General features: G+C 43.9%; 23 protein-coding genes. 5 read left to right on the top strand and 18 right to left on the bottom strand.

The features are described from left to right. The first annotated feature begins 27 nt into the window (after nt 1-27). From ACFSR5_RS11570 to ACFSR5_RS11560, 3 genes are all read left to right on the top strand, one after another. Complete coding sequence (locus ACFSR5_RS11570) at nt 28-1242, top strand: bifunctional 3,4-dihydroxy-2-butanone-4-phosphate synthase/GTP cyclohydrolase II (protein ID WP_380903883.1); 1215 nt, start codon at nt 28-30, stop codon at nt 1240-1242. A 115-nt stretch (nt 1243-1357) separates the two neighbouring features. Continuing rightward, the gene (locus ACFSR5_RS11565; RefSeq protein ID WP_380903881.1) at nt 1358-1792 is read left to right on the top strand and encodes a thiol-disulfide oxidoreductase DCC family protein; all 435 of its coding nucleotides are present in this window, start codon (nt 1358-1360) and stop codon (nt 1790-1792) included. Between the two features lie 35 nt (nt 1793-1827). Next, nucleotides 1828-3258, top strand: coding sequence for an NAD-dependent succinate-semialdehyde dehydrogenase (locus ACFSR5_RS11560; protein ID WP_380903879.1), 1431 nt, complete (start codon nt 1828-1830; stop codon nt 3256-3258). A gap of 12 nt (nt 3259-3270) precedes the next feature. On the opposite strand, the gene ACFSR5_RS11555 is transcribed toward ACFSR5_RS11560, so the two are convergent. From ACFSR5_RS11555 to ACFSR5_RS11530, 6 genes are all read right to left on the bottom strand, one after another. Beyond that, the gene (locus tag ACFSR5_RS11555; RefSeq protein ID WP_380903877.1) at nt 3271-3774 is read right to left on the bottom strand and encodes a hypothetical protein; all 504 of its coding nucleotides are present in this window, start codon (nt 3772-3774) and stop codon (nt 3271-3273) included. Nucleotides 3775-3790: 16 nt separating this feature from the next. Then, nucleotides 3791-4342, bottom strand: coding sequence for a protoporphyrinogen oxidase HemJ (gene hemJ, locus ACFSR5_RS11550; protein ID WP_380903875.1), 552 nt, complete (start codon nt 4340-4342; stop codon nt 3791-3793). Between the two features lie 219 nt (nt 4343-4561). After that, the gene (gene hemE / locus ACFSR5_RS11545) at nt 4562-5596 is read right to left on the bottom strand and encodes a uroporphyrinogen decarboxylase (protein ID WP_380903873.1); all 1035 of its coding nucleotides are present in this window, start codon (nt 5594-5596) and stop codon (nt 4562-4564) included. After that, entirely contained in the window at nt 5597-6094 is a 498-nt protein-coding gene (locus ACFSR5_RS11540; RefSeq protein ID WP_380903871.1) for a hypothetical protein, read from the bottom strand. Nucleotides 6095-6119: 25 nt separating this feature from the next. Next, entirely contained in the window at nt 6120-6830 is a 711-nt protein-coding gene (locus ACFSR5_RS11535) for a response regulator transcription factor (protein ID WP_380903869.1), read from the bottom strand. Further along, entirely contained in the window at nt 6820-7698 is an 879-nt protein-coding gene (locus ACFSR5_RS11530) for a sensor histidine kinase (protein WP_380903867.1), read from the bottom strand. Before ACFSR5_RS11530 ends, ACFSR5_RS11535 begins: the two co-directional genes overlap by 11 nt. A 164-nt stretch (nt 7699-7862) precedes the next feature. On the opposite strand from ACFSR5_RS11530, the gene ACFSR5_RS11525 reads away from it, so the two are divergent. Further along, nucleotides 7863-8564 carry a YjjG family noncanonical pyrimidine nucleotidase gene (locus ACFSR5_RS11525; protein ID WP_380903865.1) on the top strand — a complete coding sequence of 234 codons (702 nt, stop codon included), beginning with the start codon at nt 7863-7865 and terminating at the stop codon, nt 8562-8564. A 66-nt stretch (nt 8565-8630) separates the two neighbouring features. Here the strand turns inward: ACFSR5_RS11525 and ACFSR5_RS11520 are convergent, their stop codons facing one another. From ACFSR5_RS11520 to ACFSR5_RS11510, 3 genes are all read right to left on the bottom strand, one after another. Then, on the bottom strand, nt 8631-9440 hold the full coding sequence (locus ACFSR5_RS11520; RefSeq protein ID WP_380903863.1) for a 3-keto-disaccharide hydrolase: 810 nt from the start codon (nt 9438-9440) through the stop codon (nt 8631-8633). Between the two features lie 54 nt (nt 9441-9494). After that, nucleotides 9495-11948, bottom strand: a complete 2454-nt coding sequence (locus ACFSR5_RS11515) for an outer membrane beta-barrel protein (RefSeq protein WP_380903861.1) — start codon at nt 11946-11948, stop codon at nt 9495-9497. Between the two features lie 81 nt (nt 11949-12029). Next, nucleotides 12030-12311 (bottom strand): ATP-dependent Clp protease adaptor ClpS, encoded by a 282-nt coding sequence (locus tag ACFSR5_RS11510; RefSeq protein ID WP_380903859.1) that lies wholly within the window; start codon nt 12309-12311, stop codon nt 12030-12032. Nucleotides 12312-12375: 64 nt separating this feature from the next. Between ACFSR5_RS11510 and ACFSR5_RS11505 the strand changes: the two genes are divergently transcribed. Continuing rightward, on the top strand, nt 12376-13422 hold the full coding sequence (locus tag ACFSR5_RS11505; protein WP_380903857.1) for a 3-oxoacyl-ACP synthase III family protein: 1047 nt from the start codon (nt 12376-12378) through the stop codon (nt 13420-13422). Between the two features lie 83 nt (nt 13423-13505). Here ACFSR5_RS11505 and ACFSR5_RS11500 read toward each other — a convergent pair whose 3' ends face one another. From ACFSR5_RS11500 to atpE, 9 genes are all read right to left on the bottom strand, one after another. Continuing rightward, nucleotides 13506-14177, bottom strand: a complete 672-nt coding sequence (locus ACFSR5_RS11500) for a sterol desaturase family protein (RefSeq protein WP_380903855.1) — start codon at nt 14175-14177, stop codon at nt 13506-13508. A 117-nt stretch (nt 14178-14294) separates the two neighbouring features. Continuing rightward, nucleotides 14295-16196: a RecQ family ATP-dependent DNA helicase gene (locus ACFSR5_RS11495; RefSeq protein WP_380903853.1), complete on the bottom strand. Its 1902-nt coding sequence runs from the start codon at nt 16194-16196 to the stop codon at nt 14295-14297. 2 nt (nt 16197-16198) lie between these two features. After that, nucleotides 16199-16549: a hypothetical protein gene (locus ACFSR5_RS11490; protein WP_380903851.1), complete on the bottom strand. Its 351-nt coding sequence runs from the start codon at nt 16547-16549 to the stop codon at nt 16199-16201. 47 nt (nt 16550-16596) lie between these two features. Next, nucleotides 16597-16752 carry a hypothetical protein gene (locus ACFSR5_RS11485; RefSeq protein ID WP_380903849.1) on the bottom strand — a complete coding sequence of 52 codons (156 nt, stop codon included), beginning with the start codon at nt 16750-16752 and terminating at the stop codon, nt 16597-16599. 245 nt (nt 16753-16997) lie between these two features. Continuing rightward, nucleotides 16998-17879: an ATP synthase F1 subunit gamma gene (gene atpG / locus ACFSR5_RS11480; protein ID WP_380903847.1), complete on the bottom strand. Its 882-nt coding sequence runs from the start codon at nt 17877-17879 to the stop codon at nt 16998-17000. Between the two features lie 75 nt (nt 17880-17954). Further along, the gene (atpA, locus tag ACFSR5_RS11475) at nt 17955-19529 is read right to left on the bottom strand and encodes a F0F1 ATP synthase subunit alpha (RefSeq protein WP_380903845.1); all 1575 of its coding nucleotides are present in this window, start codon (nt 19527-19529) and stop codon (nt 17955-17957) included. A 57-nt stretch (nt 19530-19586) separates the two neighbouring features. Then, nucleotides 19587-20132 (bottom strand): F0F1 ATP synthase subunit delta, encoded by a 546-nt coding sequence (locus ACFSR5_RS11470; protein WP_380903843.1) that lies wholly within the window; start codon nt 20130-20132, stop codon nt 19587-19589. A 28-nt stretch (nt 20133-20160) separates the two neighbouring features. Next, on the bottom strand, nt 20161-20661 hold the full coding sequence (locus ACFSR5_RS11465) for a F0F1 ATP synthase subunit B (protein ID WP_380903841.1): 501 nt from the start codon (nt 20659-20661) through the stop codon (nt 20161-20163). A gap of 95 nt (nt 20662-20756) precedes the next feature. Next, on the bottom strand, nt 20757-20945 hold the full coding sequence (atpE, locus tag ACFSR5_RS11460; RefSeq protein WP_028070619.1) for an ATP synthase F0 subunit C: 189 nt from the start codon (nt 20943-20945) through the stop codon (nt 20757-20759). Nucleotides 20946-20950: the final 5 nt, after the last annotated feature.

The following is a 20950-nucleotide window of genomic DNA, read 5'->3' as shown; positions in this document are numbered from 1 at the left end:
ACCTTTGCACTGAAAGACTAACACAACATGGAAATAAAATTAAATACGATCGAAGAAGCCATTGAAGACATCAAGGCGGGCAAGGTCATTATCGTTGTCGACGATGAAGACCGCGAGAATGAAGGTGATTTCGTGACTGCCGCCCGCAATGCTACGCCGGAGGTCATCAACTTTATGGCGACACATGGTCGTGGACTGGTATGTGCTCCATTGACACCAGAGCGTTGTAGGGAATTAAATCTTGATCTCATGGTTGGGCAGAATACAGCGGTTTACGAGACGAACTTCACGGTCTCTGTAGATTTGCAAGGATACGGTTGTACGACAGGCATTTCCGCATCTGACCGCTCCAAAACGATTAAAGCACTTATCGATCCCAATATTCGCCCCGAGGAACTCGGTCGCCCAGGACATATTTTTCCGCTTATTGCAAAAGATGGCGGAGTTTTACGACGTACAGGACATACGGAAGCATCTGTTGACTTAGCACGCTTGGCAGGTTTTGAACCGGCAGGTGTCTTGGTCGAAATCCTCAAAGAAGATGGTGAGATGGCTCGCCTTCCGGATCTTATGGAGGTGGCTAAACGGTTCGACTTGAAGATTGTCAGCATCGAAGATCTGATTGAGTACCGCCTCAAGCATGATTCGCTTATTCAAGAGGAAGAAACAGTCAACATGCCTACCCAATGGGGGGATTTCAAGTTAAAAGCATTCACGCAAAAGAATACAGGTGAACAACACCTAGCCCTGTACAAAGGCGAGTGGTCTGAAAACGAACCGGTATTAGTGCGTGTGCATAGCTCTTGTATTACGGGCGATATTTTCGGCTCGTGCCGTTGCGACTGTGGGCCCCAACTACATAAAGCCATGCAAATGATTCAGGAAGAAGGAAAAGGCATTGTGGTCTATATGAATCAAGAGGGCCGCGGCATTGGATTGATCAATAAGCTACATGCATATAAACTCCAAGAACAGGGGATAGACACGGTAGACGCAAATCTACAGCTTGGTTTCAAAGCAGATCTACGTGACTACGGCGTCGGTGCACAAATCTTGCGACAAATGGGGGTATCCAAAATGCGTTTGATGTCGAACAATCCTACCAAACGCGCGGGGCTAGTAGGCTACGGCTTGGAAGTTGTCGAAAATGTACCAATTGAAATCTCTCCTAACCCCTACAACGAGGGCTACCTAAAAACTAAGAGAGACCGCATGGGTCATTCAATCTTAAAAAATACTTAATAGTAAGATATAACATAAGAGCAAGCGCCAGTTCAAGATCATGAACTGGCTCTTGTTTTTACGTGTATATTACGTTTCGTTCGCTATATTCTTCTGAAATTGTCTAATTTTAGATATGGATACTCCCATAGAAATAAAACGGTTGCTCCAGGCTCGACAGGCGAAAGGTATCGTTCTTTTTGATGGTGTATGCAATTTCTGTAACGGCGCGGTCAATTTTTTAATCGACAAAGACAGCGCAAAAAACATACGCTATGCATCCTTGCAATCGGCCATGGGCCAACAGATTCAGTGCAGGCTTCCCGGTGCCGTGGATTCCATTATTTTCGTCAACAAACAATGCGTTTATACCCAATCAGACGCCGTGGTCCAGCTCGCAAAACTTCTGCCCTACCCTTATCGTTTCGTACAGTTTATCGCGATAATTCCCCCTCGCTGGCGCGATAGCTGGTATGCTTATTTCGCCAGACGACGGTATACATGGTTTGGCAAGAGGACACATTGTCGTGTCCCGAAACCGGAAGAGCGTGAGCTCTTCCTAGAACCTTGACTTTTTTAACTATTAGTAACACTAAATGGTAGCTCATGAATAACGACCTTTTTATCCAGAAAGCATATATCAACGGAAAATTCGTCACCGGAAAAAACAGTTTTGATGTCATTAACCCAGCGACACAGAGGTCTTTGGGTACAGTGCCCGATCTATCGGTATCGGATTGTAAAAAGACGGTTTTAGTGGCGGAGAAAGCCTGGATGGCATGGCGCAATGTACCAATTGGGGAGCGATGTGCATCTGTTCGCAGACTGTTTGAACTGATCAACAGGCATGCAGGAGACCTGGCGGAGATTATGACCAAAGAGTGCGGCAAACCCCTTAGCGAATCTCTGGTGGAAGTCGACTATGCAAACTCGTTTATGGAATGGTTCGCAGAGGAAGGCAAGCGCGCTTATGGTGAAACAATCCCCGCACTGAAAGCGGGTACCCGCCTCACAACAATTAAACAAGGTGTTGGTGTCGTCGCAGCCATAACGCCGTGGAACTTTCCGCTGGCTATGATTACGCGTAAAATCGCTCCTGCATTGGTAGCTGGTTGTACGGTGATTCTAAAACCGGCCTCACAAACGCCGTTTTCCGCGATAGCGTTGGCAAAACTGGCCGATATGGCCGGAATTCCAAAGGGTGTTTTCAATGTCCTTACCTCAAAGGACAGCAAAGGTATAGGCAAGGAGTTGGCGACAAATCCGATCGTCCGCAAGATATCGTTTACCGGCTCGACACAAGTTGGCAGCACGTTGATGGCCCAGTCAGCCACTACAGTCAAACGGATATCCATGGAATTGGGGGGCAATGCTCCGTTTATCGTTTTTGATGATGCCGACCTGGAAAAAGCGGTACAAGGTGCTATCGCAGGTAAATTCAGAAATGCTGGACAAACATGTGTCGCGGTAAACCGATTTTATGTGCAAGAAGGTATTTATAAGGAATTTGCGAAACGGCTAACGCAGGAGGTCCAAAAGCTAAAAGTCGGAGATGGGATGAAGAAGAATGTGCAGGTCGGTCCATTAATCAACAAAGCAGGTTTAGAAAAGGTGCAGGAACATGTAGACGACGCGGTCCAAAAAGGTGCTGCACTAGCCACGGGCGGCAAAAGCTTGCATGGGTTATTCTTCCAACCGACGGTGCTCACCCATGTACCACATCACGCCCTGATTGCAACGGAGGAGACATTTGGCCCCGTTTGTGCGCTCTTTCCGTTCAAAACCGAAGAAGAGGCTATTCGCCTAGCGAACGACACGCCTTTCGGACTAGCTGCCTATTTTTATTCCAACAATATATTCCGCTGCCAACGTGTGGCTGAGCAAATCGAATCGGGAATGGTTGGCGTAAATGCGGGTATGGTTTCTAATGCTTCTGCACCGTTTGGAGGCGTCAAACAATCGGGTATCGGCCGGGAAGGATCAACCTATGGCTTAGAAGAATACCTCGAAGTAAAATATATTTGTTATGGGGAGTAACTCCCCATAACATTACCACAAATGGTAACGGATGCCAAACATCAAAAAATTTGCATCGACTTCGTCCCAATCAAAATGATATTTTGCTTTATAACCGGTATATAGCGACAGATTGACAGCGGGAAAATAATAGCTAACGCCGAGCTGCCCATTGGCTACCGTATGGTTGTCCCGTTCTTCTGGAATAATCTGCTCTCCCGCAATTTCGTTATAGCGGTAAAAATCCTGACTTACACCTGCGCCGAGAAATACATTAAAATTGTGCTTCGTTTTATCCAGAAAGGAGAAGAGGTAATCTGCGCCGACAGCAACATATCCGTTTCGCCCATACACCTGCGCTTGTAGAGCAGATCGATTGGCTACATCGTATTTGCCTTGTATACCAAAAGCGCCGTTGTAATTGGGAGACTCCATCTGAACATCACCGTAAAACCCAAAGGCCCATGTGTGATCCTGTGCCTGAAGGCCAAGACCGCTGACACATAAAATAATCAAAAGTATGTACGCGTTTTTCATAAGGTGTATCTATCGTTTACTCTATTTTTTCTCCTTTCGACCGTCGGTAACGTTTATACAATTTAATTAGCATCATGAGCAAAACAGCTAACCCGACAAGGCCGACAACGCCATAGATCCAGTCGACGGCCGACCTAAATATAACTAAAAATACAATGGCAAAAAGAATAATGGTCGACACCTCGTTCCACATCCGGAATTGCGATGAGGTCCACATGGAAGTTCCTGCAGCCAACTTGTGCATCAGTTGTTGACATTTAAAATGATAAACCACTAACCCCAGGACAAAAAGTAACTTCACATGCATCCAGCCCTGATGGAGGAAACCTGGCGAAAGATACAGCATTGTCAGGGCAGAGGCCACCGTAATATACATAGCTGGTGTTGTAATGACCCACCATAGCCGGCTTTCCATGACCTTGAACTGCGCGTGCAACACCTGGTATTCTGCATCCGGCCGTCGCTTTGCCTCCGTATGGTAGACAAAAAGCCGAGGCATATAGAATAGCCCTGCCATCCAGCAGACCATAAAGATAATATGTAGCGATTTCGCGTATAAATACAGCATGTTATACAGGCAATACGAAGTACCTAAAAGGCTCCCTCAGCGTCAAAAAGTAGTACGGCGAACGGGAACAACGACGGCCAATCAACTCGATAGAACGATTCCGATCAGGAACGTGTACCGGATTTCCGATGGTTAAATTTAACTGGCGTCCTGAACTCCCTCCAACGATACGTTTCTCCGATATTTGGACGTGCTTAGGCATCTTAAGAATACTCTATTCTAATATCTAAATTCTTTGACGACGTCAACAGCATATTTTACATGGTCAAACGGAATATCGGGCATAATGCCGTGTCCCAAATTAAATATAAAACCATTTTCGCCACGCATTCGTTCAAACAATTGATGAATTTTTTCTTTTATGACATGTTTTTCCGCATATAACACGAACGGGTCTAGATTTCCTTGCACGGCAATCCCCTGTGGAAGCGACTGCTTGATATTTTTGAGATCAGCATTCCAATCCACAGAGATTACGTCGGGGTTTGCCTCAGCCATCATGGGTGCAAAAACCGAAGAACCTTTACAAAAGGAGATTACAGGAACAGACCGTTTGATATGGGCAAGGATATAGGTATTATAGTAATGCGAAAAATCCCGGTAATCATTCCACGAAAGGGCCAGCGCCCAGCTATCAAATAACTGAACCGCATTGACGCCTGCGTCAATCTGCATGTTCAGGTATTTAATTGTCACGTCGGCGATCTTTTTCAGAATACGATGAGCCAATGCGGGCTCATTATTGAGTAATAATTTCGTTAACTTAAAATCTTTGGAAGATCCTCCCTCCACCAAGTAACTCAGAATCGTAAAAGGTGCACCTGCAAAACCGATCAACGGAATACGTCCTTCTAAACGCTGTTGAATGACACGGATGGCATCCACCACGTACTGCAGCTTGTCCAAACAGTCTACATCCAAGCGTTCAACATCTGCTGCTGACCGAACCGGATTGCTAAATCGAGGACCTACCCCCTGTTCAAACGAAAGATCCCCCCCCATCGCTTCGGCAGTTACCAAAATATCGGAGAACAAGATGGCCGCATCAATATCCAACAGATCCACGGGTAGCATGGTGACATCCGCTGCTATTTCGGGCGTTTTGCACATCTCCAAAAAACTATACTTATTCTTTATTTCCCAATATTGGGGCATAAAGCGTCCTGCTTGACGCATCATCCAAACCGGAGGTCGTTCCGTTTGCTGCGATAAAGCAGCTTTAATTAGTAAATCGTTCTGTAAAATCGTGCTCACTTAATTTTGTTTAGTTAATTCTATTTCAATCTTTTCAATAATTCCCATTTGCCTTTCGGTAAGCTTGAGCTTTTTGGCCAGTTCTAGATACACCGGCACGCGCTCGTAATTGCGCTTTCGCAAATTGATATTCGCCAAGTTGATCAATACGAAGCCTTTTTCTGTATCTCGCTTCCATGGAAGACGAGATGCTAACTGAAAGTGGTATTCAGCCTCATCCACCCGCTCTTCTTTCAATGCGATGTTGCCCATCATGAATTCATAGTAATTCCGACGTCCTTTTCTGAGCTTCTCGGGATCTTTAATCTCCTCCAGTAACGCCTTGGTTTTGTCGTAATCTTGCTTATGGAAAGCTTGAGTGGCCAAAAATACAGTACCTTCCCGATAATGGCTCCACAGTAAATACCCTATTCCGCCTAGGATATAAACGACAGCATTATAGTGCTTCTCATAAACCGCATAAAGAAGAAATGTCACCGCCACAGCGATGACAATCATTCTAGATCTTGTATTCATCCGCTACCTAAACCGTTGGTGTATCTGTAAATTTATAACCTACCCCCCGAATGGAATGGAAATATACCGGATGCTTTTGATCCGGTTCAAAGTATTTTCTGAACGTAAGAATGAAGTTATCAATAGTACGTGTGGATGGATAGACGTCATAGTTCCAAACCGTCTCCAAAATCTGCTCCCGGGATACTGCTTCATTCTTGCGCTCGATCAACAGCTTTAACAACATCGTTTCCTTCTTTGTTAAGGAGGTAATGGAGCCATCTGCGTGATGCAGTTCGTAGGAGTTAAAATAAATGGTCTTATCGCCGATCGTGTACGAATTAAACTCTTTCAGATCGTCTGATTTCAGTCCCCTTCGGATGAGGTTTCCCACGCGCAAAATCAACTCTTCCAGATTGAAAGGCTTAACCAAATAATCATCGGCGCCTTTTTTTAGTCCTGTAATCCGGTCTTCGCTGCTGTTTTTGGCTGTCAGGAACATAATGGGAACCTCGGTATTCTGCAAACGAATGGTTTCCGCCACCTGGAAGCCATCGATCTCAGGAATCATTACATCTAAAATGATCAGGTTAAAGCGCTCTTCCTTAAATATTTTAAGCGCTTTTTTACCATCGGTTGCTGTGGTTACACGATAACCTTCCAGTTCGAGATTCAATTTAATGGCTTCCAACAAATGTTCCTCGTCTTCTACCAAAAGTATACGCTGTTTAGCTTGCATAGTTTTCAAATGTTACTTCAAAAATACTCCCTGATGGAGCGTTATCTTTTACCCTTATAGAGGCATTGTGCTTTTGCAATACGGTCTTCACAATATACAACCCTAAACCCGTGCCTTTGGTTTTCCGAGTGGATTCATTGCCTACTCGATAAAACTTATTGAATACATGCTTCTTTTCTTCATCCGAAATTCCTTGCCCGTGATCTGCCACCGAAAAGATCAGCCTCCCCTCGTCTTTCTTTTTCAGACTGACCACGACATTCGCACACGGCGGGGAATATTTAATGGCATTTTCGATTAAATTATTCACTACATTTGTAATTGCGAACTTATCCGCGTGGATAACGACGCCTTGCTCCAGGTCGGGTTTGATAATCTGGGAACTGCAGACATTTTTTTGCAAACGATCCACTACCCCGTTGACCACCTCTGTAAAGTTAAAATCTTCTTTGGGAAGATTGAAACTTCGGCTCTCTAATTTTGTAGTTAATAACACATTCTCCACCAAATCGTCCAAACGTTCAATGTCTTTCAACGAATTCGACAAAAACATTTTCTGCTGTTCCCTATCCAGATCGCGTTTCAGGATGGTCTGAATATACAATTTGACCGAGGCCAAGGGCGATTTTAATTCATGTGTCACAGACAGCAAAAAGTTCTGCTGCTGCTGCTGGAGCTTATGCTCCCGGCTAAAGAGCTTTTTAAGGCGTAATGCGCCCCAAATAAAAATAAGTAGAAAGAAAATCCCTTCACCGATGATCATGCCTTTGCGCTCTGGCTCATAGCTTACCAACAGATAGCCCCACCAGACCAATTGCATAACCGCATAGAAAACTAAGAAATAAAATAATACGAGGGCTCTCTTCATATTAGAAACATCAATACATACAAAAGTAACCATTTGTTGTTCCTAAAGGAAATTGTACACGTATTTTGACACTAATACGAAAAACGCATCACGGCTTCACGAAACTCCAACAAGTATCCGTATGTAAAATCAGGCAATACGCTCGTTTTTTTCTAATTTTGCATATGTTTTTTCATAAGAAAGATATCTTTTTCGATCTGGATCATACCATCTGGGATTTTGACCGGAATGCCCAGGAAACTTTACACGAATTGTATTACAAGTATACATTCGACGAGCTTACAGGAAGACAAAGCAGCGACGAGTTTATTGAAGCGTATACGTTAAACAATCATCGGCTTTGGGATTTATACCATCATGGCAAAATTGATAAAGCGACATTGCGTAAGGAACGTTTCGAAGCGACGTTTCGGCAATTGGGTGTGGATCCGGCCTTATTCCCGTGGATGTTTGAAGAAGAATACCTTGCCGTATGCCCCACGAAAACGAACTTGTTCCCAAATGCCCACGAAACGCTGGCGTACCTACAGGCGAAGTACAGGCTGCATCTGATATCTAACGGATTTAAGGAAGCCTGTGAGAAAAAACTCGCACACAGTAACCTCGAACGCTATTTTGAAACGATCGTGATTTCTGAAAACGTGGGCGTAAACAAACCGCACCCGGATATCTTCCATTATGCCCTAAAAAACGGTGGCACAGCGGTAGCGCATTCCGTTATGATTGGAGATAATTTGGACGCAGATGTGCGCGGTGCACAAAATGTCGGAATAGATGCTATTTTCTTCAATGTTGTCGGTGCGGCGAAACCAACGGACGTTAAACACATGATCCACGACTTACGGGACCTACAGTCGTATTTCTAATAAAAACGAGTGTCTCCTGCATTTGCTTTCAACAAACACAGGAGACACCTCCTTTGCCTATGGCTATTACAACACTTTTACGGTGATATTCTTCAACCACACATCATCGCCATGATCCTGAAAACCAATAACGCCCGACTTGGATTTCCCTCCTACGTTATTCAGCAGTTCAAATGCCAACGGCCATTTAGCCTGACTAAATTTACTCGCTTGTAAAAGTTCGGTCCAGGCTGCTGTCCATAACTCATATTCCACGACCTTGACGTCATTTTGATAATGGGTCACTTTGCCGTTGTTTACGACTATTTTCGCTTTATTCCACTGTCCGGCGGGATTTCCGTTCTGTGGTTTAGCCGGGATCATATCGTATAACGAGCCTGATTTACGGTTTCCATCGACGCCCATTTTTGCATCGGGATGATTCTCATTATCCAAAAGTTGATATTCCGGACTCGAGATGTATATCGGCTGGTCTTTAACTTCCTTGGCTAAAACAAACACGCCCGAATTCCCGGCCTGCGAGATCTTCCATTCGAATTCTAATTCGAAGTTTTTGAAATCATGCGCAAAGATAAGGTCGCCACCATCGGCATTTGCAATGCCAGCAGGATTCTTTGAAAATTTTAACGCGCCATCCTCTATCGCCCATTTTGCCGGTACTTTATCCTTATTGTACCCTCTCCATCCGTTCAAGGAAGAGCCATCAAAAATAACATATGCACCTTGCGCGTTTTTCTTGAAGCCTTTCAAGTCTACCTTGGGAAGATTATTGATTTCATATTTTGGCACCATATTATCGCCCGTTTTTTGTGCATGGCACGCCGTAGTGGATAACAATACAGCCATCCCGACTGCATAGATAAAATTTCTTTTCATATTAATTACACATAAGTTTAGTTGCAGACTAAAGGTAGAAAAATATGCGGACTTTTAAAAGCCTCCTCCCATATCTTCTTCCATGGCCCCTCCTTCGTTCTTATCGCGTTTCTTACTTAAATCTTGCACACCAAAACGGTAAGAGAAAGATAGGGTGAACATACGCTTCATCCATCGGTGCTCAAATTCAGAATTGATCTGCGGCGTCACGGTCGTCGCTCCGAAACGACGCGTATTAAATACATCACGCACGTTAAAGGACACATTTGCTTTTTTATTTAAGAACTCTTTCTTGACAGCAAAATCAACACCGGTCATATACTTCATTTTTCCCTGTGCCATGACACGGGGTGCGGAATAGTCGCCACGAACCTGTGCAGACCAATTTTTCGGAAACTTCACGTTCGTATTCAGGTTCATGTTCCAATTGGTACCTTGTTGTTCTGCAATATCAAAAGCTGCATTCCCTTCAAACTTATTATAAAATAAATTACCATTCCACGTCGCATCCCACCAATTGGTTAAGTTCACTTTCGTGACCAATTCCAAACCAGCCACATTGGAACTGGTTAAGTTTTCCCACCTGCTGTAAGTCACGCTATTGGCATCCACCTCATAAATAAACGGTTGCATCACATCATTCATCCTTCTGTAGTAGGCTGTAGAAATAAAATTCCACTTGCTATAGAATTTTGCAAAACTAGCTTCAAAGGAATGAATATCCTCCGGCAATAAATTAGGATTGCCCTGACGTCGGTTCATTTCGTCGGAGACATCTGGGAAGGGATTAACCTGCCAGCCACGCGGCCGTTGCACACGTCGCGAGTAACTCAACTGTACTTTATCGCCGCTATCATTCACGTCGTACGTTAAAAACAGGGTAGGATATAGTCTAAAATAATTCTGTCCTCCATCCGTAGTACTCTCACCTATGGGCAAGGTCGGATCCTTTGCGACATACGTGGTATTCAGATCAACTTGCTCCGCACGAACCCCAACCTGATAGCCTATTTTCTGTGTTAACTTATCCTGATAATTTACGTACCATGCGTGCACAGCATTCGTCATATCAAAATCGTTGCTAATGGAATAATCGGGATAATATCGATTGTCCATAACGTTCAACGTATCGGAAAATTGTGTATCAAAGGATTTACGGATAACGGTTCGGTACCCCGCCTCAAACTTTCGGGTCTCGCCCAATGGCAACGTGTAATCCAATTGAATATTCAGCATCTTTCCATCTTCGCTGGTCTCATTGATCCGACCATCAGTGGGCATGCCCGACGTATACGTTTGGGTAAAACTGTTTGTGCCATCCTCGGTGTCCCGACCGTAATTGAAGTTTGCCACGAATTCCTCTCCCTCCCTTTTGAACTTACGAATGAAATCCAAATTAAACTCATAGCCCAAGTCACTTTCATTTTGACGCGACAGCCGAGTGCTATTGCCCGCCAATGTAGGGTGATTCATGTATTCGTAAAACAAATCGGCATCCCGATCATTGTCCCGGATGCTCAGGTTCCCGGATACGCCAATCGTTGTTTTGTCGTTCAAAAAATAATCGGCACCAAGCCTTACGGTATTGTTTATCCCTTTTCGGGATGTTTCTTCGGTATTGTTGATCTGGCTGTTATTATCCAAATAGGTGTTATTTCGTAATCCAGATCCTACGTTATTTCGTCTATTGAAGTTATAACTCCCGTAATAGTTGAATTTCTTATCTCTATAATTTAAGGTTACGCCAGCCATATAGTTGTGGTATGAGCCACCGGATGCTGTAACGGTGCCGTTCAACCCTGAACGCACATTTTTCTTCAGGATAATATTAATAATACCGGACTGCCCTTCTGCATCATACCGCGACGATGGATTAGTAATAATTTCGACTTTATCGATGGCGTTGGCCGGTAAGGATTGCAGAAAAGCCGTTACATCACTCCCCGCTAAAGCTGACTCGCGTCCGTCGATTAAGATCTTGACGCTACTGGATCCCCTTAGGGAGACCGCTCCATCCATATCCACTTGTAAGGTGGGTACGTTTTGCAAAAGATCGGTCGCCGATCCGCCCACACTGACTAAGCTTTGCGATACATCGAATATTTTACGGTCGATTCCAAGACGCATTTCGGGCGCTTTTCCCTCGACAACCACCTCCTGAATAACCTTACCATCGTCCGTCAGGAGGATTTTTCCCAAATTCAACGACTGCGCTGCAGTAATCTGTATGCTTTCCCGAATAATGTCTTGCTTTCCTACATAGGTGACGCGTAGTGCGTAGGTTCCTGCATCAACGGAGCTGAAAATCAAACGCCCGTTCACGTCAGATTGTGCCCCCAGCACATAGGCCTTATCTGCCTGACGCAAAAGGGATGCGCTAGCGCCGATGATCGGTTCATTGTTTTCCGCATCCACGACAATGGCCTCGATCTTTCCTTGCTGTGCCAACAGAAACAGCGGTGAGAAAAAACAAAGAAAAAAGAGCTTACAGTTTTTAGTTGATATCATGTGAAAAATTATCATTCCCACAAAAAAACGAAATAAAAGCTGCTATCGTTCTATCGTAACCGTATTATTACGATGTATAGCTTACTCCACAGAGACGGTCAAGCCTTCGGATTTCAATATTTTTCGATAAACTTCCATCTCCGTAAATGAGCCTTCCAGAATGGCGCATTTACCTTCATTGTGCACTTTCCATGCAATCTGCTCGGCTTGAGGCTCCGAGTATTGCAAGTGTTTCATGAGGCAGTCGATCACGTGGTCAAATGTATTGATTTCGTCGTTCCAAAGGATTAAGCGGTTCGAACTCTTTACAGCCGCTAAAATCTCGTCAAGCGTGAAGGTTTCCTGTTCAGTCTGTACACTCATACCACAAAAGTAGTTATTTTTTAAAAATTACGTAATTTTACAAGCTAATCAAATGATATAACTTATGTTTCAGTCTCGGATTGCAGGAATAGGCTATTATGTGCCAAAAAACGTATATACCAACAATGACCTCACACGATTTATGGATACCAGCGACGAATGGATTCAGGAACGAACGGGCATCAAAGAACGCCGATATGCAGATCGTATCGGGGAAACGACGACGACTATGGGGGTCGAGGCGGCGAAGATAGCTATCGAACGAGCGAACACGACGGCTGAAGAGATCGACTTTATTATTTTTGCGACGCTCTCGCCGGATTATTATTTCCCGGGATGTGGTGTGCTCCTACAACGGGAAATGGGCATGAAAGAAATCGGCGCATTGGACATTCGAAATCAATGTTCAGGTTTTGTATACGCGCTGTCGATTGCCGACCAATTTATAAAGACCGGTATGTATAAGAATATCCTCGTCGTGGGATCAGAAAAGCATTCGTTCGCACTGGATTTTTCCACGCGAGGACGAGCTGTTTCCGTCATTTTTGGAGACGGTGCTGGCGCGATTGTGCTGCAGCCCACCGCAACGCCCGAAAAAGGAATTTTAAGCACACACCTACATTCGGACGGTGCAGATGCAGAAAAACTGGCCATGTACTATCCGGGAGCCTCTGGAGGGGTATGGCTGGATAGCAAACCAACTTGGCCTGACCAAGAACTCGGCGGGATGTTGATGACTGCAGAGATGTTGGAAGACGGCACAGCTTTTCCGTATATGGACGGGCAGGCGGTATTTAAGAAAGCCGTCGTTAAGTTTCCAGAAGTCATCCAAGAATCGCTTGCTAAAAATAACTTAAGCGCTTCAGACATCGACTTATTAATTCCACATCAAGCGAACCTACGCATTTCACAATTTGTACAAAAAACACTTGGTTTATCCGACGAACAGGTGTTCAACAATATTCAGAAATACGGTAATACCACAGCGGCCTCCGTTCCAATAGCACTTTGCGAAGCTTGGGAGCAAGGAAAGATAAAAGAAGGAGATTTGGTCTGTTTGGCGGCGTTCGGCGCCGGTTTCACGTGGGGATCGGCCTTAATTAGATGGTAAAAAGGCCTATATAACTAATTTTAAGCGTGCCCCAGCGTTAAATACGAGCGGAGGCACGCTAATTCTGGTTTCGGCTTACGGGTTTATTCCGTCTTTTCCGTATTGTTCTTTTGATCCTCTTTGGCCCCTTTCGTTTTTTTCCGAAACCCCGAATCAAAAATCACGTCCCAAATCGCGGAGCTAACGCCGAAACCGCGTTCGGGATCCGAGTAGTGATGCAGCATATGGTGGTCCTTGATTTTCTTGAACAAACCGGATTTGAAATTAGCGTGGTGCATAGCATAATGACACTCGTCGTAAATGAGATAGCCGAACAGAAAGCCCGGGAAGAATGCCGCGAGCGTAAATTCCTGAAAAAACAGGCTAAAAATAAGATAGATCACGGTGGCCATGGGAATACTTGCCGAAAGCGGCATAACGAGTCGTAGGCGATCCTTAGGAAAGTCGTGGTGTACCCCATGAAAAATAAAATGTATCCGTTGACCCCAAGCGGAGGTCGGGTGGTAGTGAAAAACCCATCGGTGCAGCACATACTCTGCCAAGGTCCAAAATGCTAATCCAGATAAGAAATAAAGCACAATTGTGCCAACAGACATTTCGCCAATAGCGTAGGCCTTATAGATAAAGTAGCAGATGACCGGAACCCAAAATATTAACGGCACGCTATAGTGTATTTTTGTCAACGATTCTAGAAAATCATTTTTAAACATCCTCGTCGATTCGGTAGAATTAGAAATGTACAACTTTTTTGCCATGATGAGAACGATTTTTACAAATGGTAAAATTAGGAAGTATAGTTTCCCCATCAAAATTTTACTTTTTGAACTTTCTCACACTTTTGTCAAATAACACGTTTTTGTCTGGTTTGCTCGCTAAAATGGGGCATTCCAACGGTATAAATCCCCCTCCAAACATATTTTTTCCTTATCCAATAGCAATCGGATCACGTATAGTCTAGTCTCATCGTCTCCCATGGTCAAGTCATCGACAAGCTCTTTAACGGTCTTCGCAGACTGCAATAAGGAGTTTTTGATTTCTACCATTAGCTTTTCTTCAAGTTTTTCCTGGTGTTGGCGCAACAAACATAGATCACAAGCGCCACATGCCGTCTGTTCGTCTTCACCGAAGTAGGCTTGTAAAGCGATGCTCCTACACCTTTTGGTATCTAAGTAGGCATATATCGCCTTAATCTGCGTTTCTTTTACGCGCTTTCGTTCTGCTCGAAACGGCGCGTCAATGAATAGATTTTTATAGTCAACGCGGGGTTGTAAAAATTCCAATTGCGGTGCATCGGTCTTGGGTAAATAGGATGCCACCTGCAATTTCTGTAAACCAAGTAGCAACTCGGTAACAGCCGTGTAGGACGTCTTCAACTTCTTTGCAAATTCGAACTCGTTGAGCGGTACATAATAGTCGAACACGCCGCCGTAATGACGGAGGATAAGTTTAATCAATGGATCATATTTGGCCGCTTGTACCTGAAATTTATAAAGTTCTTGATAGGAGATCTCAAATTTAAACCGGGATGGGATAAATACAGCTTCAGAGACAGTTAACCAACCGTCCCGCTCCAAGAATTTTAGTGCGCTCATGCTGGGAAGTATGTCCAACTGGTATCGCTTACAGAAATCAACGATATCAAAGTCGAAAGAGACACCTTTTCCCGCACCGTAGGCTATTTGATAATAGTTGCCCAAATGATGATAAACCTGCTGAATATACGATATCTCGGGAAAACTAGCTTCAAAATTCTCCCATAACTTATCCCGATCCGACTGTTGGTACATGAGCACCGGAAAGGCCTTTTTTCCATCACGTCCCGCCCGGCCGGCCTCTTGATAATACGCTTCTAAAGAATCCGGTAGATCGAGGTGGAGGACGAAGCGTACATCGGACTTGTCGATACCCATTCCGAAGGCATTCGTAGCGACAATCACGCGTATCCGATTATCCATCCAGGCATCCTGTTTTTGGGAACGGGTCTGATTATCTAGCCCCGCGTGGTAGAAGTCTGCCGACACCCCATGGTTAACCAGATACTGGGCGACTTCTTGCGTTTCTCTTCTGTTTCGAACATATACCACTCCGGAACCACCCAGTTTGTGGATCATGCGTAGCATTCTACCCATCTTGTCTTCTTCCTTCAACGCCATGTATGCCAGATTTTCCCTACGGAAACTCATGCGAAATACCTGACGGTCGACAAAACCAAGTTTATCCTGTATGTCTTCAACAACCTCGGGCGTGGCTGTAGCCGTCAGTGCTAAAAATGGAACCGAAGGATGCAATTCACGCAATTTGGCCAGCTGCAGATAAGGTGGTCGAAAATCGTATCCCCATTGCGAAATACAATGTGCTTCATCGATGGCGAAGAGATTTACCTTCATATAGCGTAGCCGTTCCCGCACGAGATCACTATACAAACGTTCGGGAGCAAGGTATAAAAATTTGATCCGCCCATAGATACAATTATCTAATGCAATATCGACCTCACGAGGCGACATTCCTGAGAAAATTGCTACGGATTCAATCCCTTTTTTACGTAGGTTTTCTACTTGGTCTTTCATGAGGGCGACTAGCGGACTGATAACGATACAGATACCAGCCTGCAGTAGAGAAGGCACTTGAAAACAGATCGATTTCCCTCCGCCCGTGGGTAAGAGAGCGAGGGTGTCTCTTCCGTCTAAGACGGAATTGATGACTTCTTCTTGTAAGGGACGAAACGTGTCGTACCCCCAATATTGTTTTAAAATGGTCAAAGTTTTATTTTCCATCCTCAATCTGTCTTCTCCCAAACATAAGCAAAATTATCCTTCAATATATAATGCGATATACGCAATGCTTCCGCTTTTTGACGAAAATACGGCACAACGGAAGGAAAGGTCGAACCATCTATGAATAGCATATGGTGAGGAGTGCCCTGAAATATATGGAGTTCTTTTTGCCTTACATTACGCCACAGGACCATATCGCAGTCTGCAGAATAACCAGGCTGCCGCTCATAGCCGCGTAATGCAGATTGATAATAATATTCCGTCAACAATACAGAAAAACGGGACCCAAAAGAGAGGGCAACGGATAAACCGCTTTTCATCAAACTGTTCACGTCGAAAATTCCGTAGTTCACCAATGACAAACCGATGGCGCCGCGACCGCCCCACGGTTCTGCAACGGTTAACGCTTGTGTAGCATATCCACGCCTTCAACATGCTGCTGATGAGCCATTCCCATTTCGACCGCACGCCCTTGCGCTATCCTTGTGGGATTAGCCAGTAAAGCGAATGCCCCTTCTTGTCCAAATGCGGCCCCTTCCATCTTAAAACGGAGCATGAAAAAATTTCTTTGCGGATAATTGATACGACAGTAGGATTAATAAAAACACACGAACTATCATAACTCATTTATAATTGATCTATTGAAGATAATTTTTTATTCCTTAGTAAGATATATAGATTTTAAAAATAGGAATAAATGCATAGGTTGATCAGATATTTACAGGCGCACTTTGCTTATTGGGTAGGCAAAAAAAAGAGGAAAACAATATGTTCTCCTCTTTTTCATTCTGCTAATACAGCTTATCCATTGGACAGCGCCGCAGCACCCGACACAATTTCCGTTAATTCTGTTGTAATTGCTGCTTGCCGTGCTTGATTATACGATAATTTCAGCGATTTCAATAAATCCCCAGCATTTTCTGTTGCTTTATCCATTGCTGTCATTCGCGCGCCGTGTTCTGATGCATTGGAGTCCAATACTGCTTTATACAATTGAGTTTTGATGGCTTTTGGAATCAACTCCTCAATAATCTTTTCCTTCGACGGCTCAATAATGTAATCTACTTCGGATGTTGCCTCATCGTCCTTCTCTTCCGGCAACAGCGGTAACAGCTGTTCGGCTGTCAGGACTTGCACTGCAGCATTGCGGAATTGGTTATATACCACTTCTACACGATCTATATTGCCAGCTTTAAATTCTTCCATCACAAAATCTGTAACGGCAGATACGTTTAAGAAATTTAGATCGCTATACAAATCGTTATAGTTACCGATCACGTTGAACCCACGCTTCTGAAAAAAGTCATGTCCGCGTTTTCCGATCGCAATAATACTTAGATTACCGCGTGCATGCTGTTCTGCATATTTACTAAAAATAAGATGGTTAGCCGCTTTTATAGCATTCGCATTGAAAGCTCCAGCCAGCCCTCTATTGGATGTTAAAACAATGACAAGCACTTTCGTTGGAAGGCGATCCTGTGTAAACGGAGAGTCGTTTCCTTCAACGGAAGCAGAAACTTGCGCCAAAATATCTTTTAGTTTATTGGCATAAGGACGTAATTGTACAATAGCATTTGTCGCACGCTTTAATTTCGCTGCTGCCACCATCTTCATGGCTTTAGTGATCTGTTGCGTTGACGTTACCGAGCTAATCCGGTTTCTTACTTCTTTTAAATTTGCCATATACTAGCGTAGATTGAGTATGGAGTAGTGTGTATTGAGTATCTCGATACTCAATACTCTATACTCACATCTGGATTAATATTTTGCGGCTAATTCCTTAGCTACCTTATCTAACACATCTGTCAACTCGTCGCTGAACTTTCCAGCTTTCAAGCTAGCCAAAACTTCGGGATGGCGTTGCTCCAACTGTGTTAAATATTCTTCTTCAAATTGACGAACTTTGTTTACGGGTACAGAACGGAAAAGACCTTTTGTACCTGCGTAAATAATAGCGACCTGCTTTTCAACAGCTACTGGTGAATATTGCCCCTGTTTCAAGATCTCTACGTTACGGATACCTTTATCCAATACCGCTTTTGTTGCTGCATCTAAGTCCGATCCAAATTTCGCAAATGCTTCCAATTCACGGAACTGCGCCTGATCCAATTTTAAAGTACCGGAAACTTTCTTCATGGATTTGATCTGTGCATTACCACCAACACGGGATACGGAGATACCCACGTTAATCGCTGGACGGATACCGGCGTTGAACAGGTTTGATTCCAAGAAAATTTGTCCATCGGTAATGGAAATCACGTTTGTCGGAATATAAGCCGAAACGTCTCCTGCTTGCGTTTCGATAATAGGAAGCGCTGTTAAAGAACCTCCACCTTTTACCAGATGCTTAATGGATTCAGGTAAGTCATTCATATTTCGCGCGATATCATCAGAAGCATTGATTTTCGCTGCGCGTTCCAACAAACGGGAGTGTAGATAGAAAACGTCTCCAGGGTATGCTTCACGTCCAGGAGGACGACGTAATAACAACGAAACTTCACGATAGGCGACAGCTTGTTTCGACAAGTCGTCGTATACAATTAACGCGGGACGGCCTGTATCGCGGAAGAATTCACCGATTGCGGCTCCGGCCATTGGCGCATAGAACTGCATTGGGGCAGGATCAGAAGCCGACGCAGCTACTACTACTGTGTAAGCCAACGCACCTTTTTCTTCCAATACCCGTACAATGTTTGCTACGGTAGAATTTTTTTGACCTACTGCCACATATATACAGAATACAGGCTGGCCTGCATCATAAAACTCTTTCTGATTTAAAATGGTATCGATACAAACAGCTGTTTTCCCTGTCTGACGGTCACCGATTACCAATTCCCGTTGTCCACGTCCTACAGGGATCATCGCGTCAATCGCTTTGATACCAGTTTGCAAAGGCTCGGTTACAGGCTGACGGTAAATAACACCAGGTGCTTTACGCTCGATCGGCATCTCATAGGTTTCGCCAGCGATCGGTCCTTTACCATCTATTGGTTGACCTAACGTGTTCACCACCCGGCCCAACATACCTTCACCCACTTTAATCGAAGCAATACGATTAGTACGCTTTGCTGTATCGCCTTCTTTAATTTCATCCGAAGGCCCTAAAAGAACGACACCGACGTTGTCTTCTTCTAAGTTCAAAACAATACCTTCTAATCCGTTATCAAATTCAACCAACTCACCGGACTGAACTTTAGTTAAGCCGTAAATACGAGCAATACCGTCGCCCACAGCGAGTACGGTACCCACTTCTTCGAGTTCGGCTTCTGATTTAAAGCCTGACAATTGCTCTCTTAGAATTGCCGAAACTTCATCTGGTCTTACCTCTATCATTGTTATTATTATAAGGGGTTTTTGATTCTATTTTATCATCTAAAAAGCCAAGGTCGATTATACAGCCTGACTTACGAAATACTTTTCTAACTTATTCAATTTGCCTGCGATACTCGCATCAATCTGTCTATCACCTACGCGCACAACAAACCCTCCGATAAGCGAAGTATCGACGGTGTTAGTTAACACCACTTGTGCATTAATTTCCTGTGCAATTTTTGATGCCAGTGCTTGTAGATTTTGCTCCGACAACGCAGTCGCTGACACGACAGACGCTTTTACAATACCTTTCACCTCGTTATATTCGCGAACAAATTCTTGTGCGATTTCCAACAGGATGTTTGCGCGACCTTTCCTAACTAAAATACCGAAAAAGGAAAGGATTAACGGATTGATCTTCCCTTCAAACAAAGACGTTAAAATGTTTTGTTTTTTGTCTACACTAATAATGGGATTCTTCAACACACGAAGCAAATCACTATTCGACTTCAATACAGCGATGAGTTGATCGATATCCGTCTTAACGACATCAACATTCCCCTGTTCCCGAGCAAGTTCAAGCAGCGACTTGGCGTATCTGGATGCAACCGTAAAAATTGACATATACTACATTTAAAATTTGATCAACCAATTAGTTTAATTTCACGTCATTCAACAAGTCTGCTACAAAAGCATCTTGCTTCCCTTGGTCTTCAAATTCTTTCGTTAATACTTTACGAGCAATATCCAAAGATAAAGAAGATACTTGGTTTTTAACTTCTGCTAATGCTTTATTTTTCTGATCCTCAATCTCTCTTTTCGCCTGTTCTAGTATTTTTTGCCCCGACTCTTGTGCTTCTTGTTTTGCTTCCGCAACGATTTTGTCTTTTAATTCTTTGGCTTCTTTCAAGATTTCATCGCGCTCGGCACGAGCATCCTTCAACAACTGCTCATTTTCGTTTGTCAAGCGGGCCATTTCCAATTTCGCTTTTTCGGCAGATGCCAACGCATCGGAGATGCCTTTCTCACGCTCTTCCAAGGCATTTACGATAGGCTTCCAAGCGAACTTGCCCAAAATAAAGATTACAATCAATAAGATGATAAGTTGCCAAAAGAACAAACCATACGAAAACTGATTAATTAATGCATCCATTGTATATAGTCTATAATATTATGTTTATTTTTTGTTCTTTAAAAAGCACCGCTTGCAACCAACCGTTGCAAAGGTGCTTTGTACCGTACATTGGATTATTTACCTAAGATTAAAGCACCGAATGCTAAACCTTCTACTAAGGCACCAATGATGATCATCGCAGTCTGAATTTTAGATGCTGCTTCTGGTTGACGAGCGATAGCTTCCATTGCTGAGCCACCGATTTTACCTAAACCTAAACCTGCACCGATTACGATTAGACCTGCTCCAATTAAGTTGTACATAGTAA

Origin of the sequence: Sphingobacterium suaedae, from assembly GCF_042684625.1 — a bacterium.
GTDB lineage: Bacteria > Bacteroidota > Bacteroidia > Sphingobacteriales > Sphingobacteriaceae > Sphingobacterium > Sphingobacterium suaedae.
This window is presented reverse-complemented; position numbering and strand designations above follow the sequence as displayed.

What these genes read in the sequence shown, in the direction of transcription:
- ACFSR5_RS11570 (WP_380903883.1), top strand. Translation starts at nt 28, where the DNA reads ATGGAAATAAAATTAAATACGATCGAAGAAGCCATTGAAGACATCAAG.
- ACFSR5_RS11565 (WP_380903881.1), top strand. Translation starts at nt 1,358, where the DNA reads ATGGATACTCCCATAGAAATAAAACGGTTGCTCCAGGCTCGACAGGCG.
- ACFSR5_RS11560 (WP_380903879.1), top strand. Translation starts at nt 1,828, where the DNA reads ATGAATAACGACCTTTTTATCCAGAAAGCATATATCAACGGAAAATTC.
- ACFSR5_RS11555 (WP_380903877.1), bottom strand. Translation starts at nt 3,774, where the DNA reads ATGAAAAACGCGTACATACTTTTGATTATTTTATGTGTCAGCGGTCTT.
- hemJ (WP_380903875.1), bottom strand. Translation starts at nt 4,342, where the DNA reads ATGCTGTATTTATACGCGAAATCGCTACATATTATCTTTATGGTCTGC.
- ACFSR5_RS11540 (WP_380903871.1), bottom strand. Translation starts at nt 6,094, where the DNA reads ATGATTGTCATCGCTGTGGCGGTGACATTTCTTCTTTATGCGGTTTAT.
- ACFSR5_RS11535 (WP_380903869.1), bottom strand. Translation starts at nt 6,830, where the DNA reads ATGCAAGCTAAACAGCGTATACTTTTGGTAGAAGACGAGGAACATTTG.
- ACFSR5_RS11530 (WP_380903867.1), bottom strand. Translation starts at nt 7,698, where the DNA reads ATGAAGAGAGCCCTCGTATTATTTTATTTCTTAGTTTTCTATGCGGTT.
- ACFSR5_RS11525 (WP_380903865.1), top strand. Translation starts at nt 7,863, where the DNA reads ATGTTTTTTCATAAGAAAGATATCTTTTTCGATCTGGATCATACCATC.
- ACFSR5_RS11520 (WP_380903863.1), bottom strand. Translation starts at nt 9,440, where the DNA reads ATGAAAAGAAATTTTATCTATGCAGTCGGGATGGCTGTATTGTTATCC.
- ACFSR5_RS11515 (WP_380903861.1), bottom strand. Translation starts at nt 11,948, where the DNA reads ATGATATCAACTAAAAACTGTAAGCTCTTTTTTCTTTGTTTTTTCTCA.
- ACFSR5_RS11510 (WP_380903859.1), bottom strand. Translation starts at nt 12,311, where the DNA reads ATGAGTGTACAGACTGAACAGGAAACCTTCACGCTTGACGAGATTTTA.
- ACFSR5_RS11505 (WP_380903857.1), top strand. Translation starts at nt 12,376, where the DNA reads ATGTTTCAGTCTCGGATTGCAGGAATAGGCTATTATGTGCCAAAAAAC.
- ACFSR5_RS11500 (WP_380903855.1), bottom strand. Translation starts at nt 14,177, where the DNA reads ATGGCAAAAAAGTTGTACATTTCTAATTCTACCGAATCGACGAGGATG.
- ACFSR5_RS11495 (WP_380903853.1), bottom strand. Translation starts at nt 16,196, where the DNA reads ATGGAAAATAAAACTTTGACCATTTTAAAACAATATTGGGGGTACGAC.
- ACFSR5_RS11485 (WP_380903849.1), bottom strand. Translation starts at nt 16,752, where the DNA reads ATGCTCCGTTTTAAGATGGAAGGGGCCGCATTTGGACAAGAAGGGGCA.
- atpG (WP_380903847.1), bottom strand. Translation starts at nt 17,879, where the DNA reads ATGGCAAATTTAAAAGAAGTAAGAAACCGGATTAGCTCGGTAACGTCA.
- atpA (WP_380903845.1), bottom strand. Translation starts at nt 19,529, where the DNA reads ATGATAGAGGTAAGACCAGATGAAGTTTCGGCAATTCTAAGAGAGCAA.
- ACFSR5_RS11470 (WP_380903843.1), bottom strand. Translation starts at nt 20,132, where the DNA reads ATGTCAATTTTTACGGTTGCATCCAGATACGCCAAGTCGCTGCTTGAA.
- ACFSR5_RS11465 (WP_380903841.1), bottom strand. Translation starts at nt 20,661, where the DNA reads ATGGATGCATTAATTAATCAGTTTTCGTATGGTTTGTTCTTTTGGCAA.
- atpE (WP_028070619.1), bottom strand. Translation starts at nt 20,945, where the DNA reads ATGTACAACTTAATTGGAGCAGGTCTAATCGTAATCGGTGCAGGTTTA.